Source organism: Streptomyces sp. CO7 (genome assembly GCF_053474865.1).
In genome coordinates, this window is record NZ_JBRIOU010000005.1 from 44,330 (window position 1) to 45,887 (window position 1,558).

Here is a 1,558-nt window from a genome sequence, read left to right on the forward strand (position 1 = left end):
ACCAAGGAGGGGTCCCCGGCGGGCTCTGCCGCCGGGGACCCCTCCTTGGTCACGGCCGGATCCATCGGGCCTCAGTCCCCGTAGGCCTTGGCCGCGGCGGCCTCCAGCTTCTTCTGGGCGCCCTCGACGTCCTTCGGGTTCTTCAGGAAGTCCTGCAGGATCTTCCACTCGCCCTTGCCGGGCGTGCCGCCGAAGGCCTGCGGGGCCTGGTCCGACATGTCGAACCGGAAGTCGTCACCGGCCTCGATCAGCGCCTCGGCCATCTTGCGCTGCACCTCGTTCGGGTAGGCGGAGGAGTCCACCGCCTTGTTCGGCGAGAGGTAGCCGCCCAGCTTCGCCTGGATGCCCGCCGCGTCCGGGGAGGCCAGGAAGGTGGCCAGCGCCTGCGAGGCCTTGGAGTCCTCGAGGATCACCGCGGCGTCGCCGCCGGAGACCACCGGAGCGCTGTCGCCGACCGCCGGGAAGGGGAACACCTTGGCGTCGGTGCCGACCTTGGCGTCCGTCTCACCGATGTTGACCTGTACGAAGTCGCCCTCGTAGACCATGGCGGCCTTCGGCTGGTCGCCCTTGGTGAAGGTCTGGGTCACCGAGGCGGGGAACTCCGTCTGCAGCGCGCCGTCCGCGCCGCCCGCGACGTAGTCGGCCTTGCCCCACACCTGGGCCAGGGTGGTCAGGGCCTCCTTGACCGACGGGTCGGTCCACTTGATCTCGTGCTTGGCCAGCTGGTCGTACTTCTCCGGGCCGGCCTGCGAGAGGTAGACGTTCTCGAACCAGTCGGTGAGCGTCCAGCCGTCGGCGCCGCCCACCGAGAACGGGGTCACGCCGGAGTCGTAGACGGCCTGCGCGGTGGTCATCAGCTCGTCCCAGCTCTTGGGCTCGCTCGCCCCCGCGTTCTCGAAGACCTGGGTGTTGTACCAGATCAGGGACTTGTTGGCGGCCTTGTAGTAGACCCCGTACGGCTTGCCCTCGTGGGAGCCGAGGTCCTGCCAGCCCTGGCTGTAGTTCTTCGCGAGCTGCGCCTTGGCCTCCTCGCCGAGCGGCTTGGCCCAGCCCTTCTCCACGGCCTGGTGGATGGCGCCGACCTGCGGCAGCATCGCCACGTCCGGCGGGGCGCCGCCGGCGATCTTGGAGCCGAGGAAGTTGATGATCGGGTCCTGGGCGGGCACGAACTTCACCGTCGCGCCGGTGCGCCTCTCGAACTCCGCGAGGACCTTCTTGAAGTTCTCCTGCTCCGTGCCGGTCCAGACGGCGGCGACCTCGAGGGTCTCCCCGTCGAGCTTGGGCAGGTCGACGGTCTCCTTCGCGGCGCCGCTGCCGCCGGCCTTGTCCTTCTTCCCGTCGTCGCCGTCACCGCCGCCGCAGGCCGCGAGGGCGAGGGCGAGGGAGGTGGCCACCAGGGCGGTGGGTATCCGAGAGGTTGTCAGCGCCTTGCGTACGCGCATCGTTGCCCCGTTCTTCGTTCGTCGCTGAACGTGTCGGTGGACGTTGCGACTTGCGCCTTCCCAGGGGAAGAGCGGGTTACGCGCGTGCTGCTGACGCGACGTCGGCGGCGCGGGCG

At 69.8% G+C, this 1,558-nt stretch carries 1 protein-coding gene; it reads right to left on the minus strand.

Annotated features, from left to right (window positions below; genetic code table 11):
* Positions 1-71: 71 nt before the first annotated feature.
* Positions 72-1,442, minus strand: coding sequence for an ABC transporter substrate-binding protein (locus tag ACOV8S_RS18490; RefSeq protein ID WP_448318933.1), 1,371 nt, complete (start codon positions 1,440-1,442; stop codon positions 72-74).
* Positions 1,443-1,558: the final 116 nt, after the last annotated feature.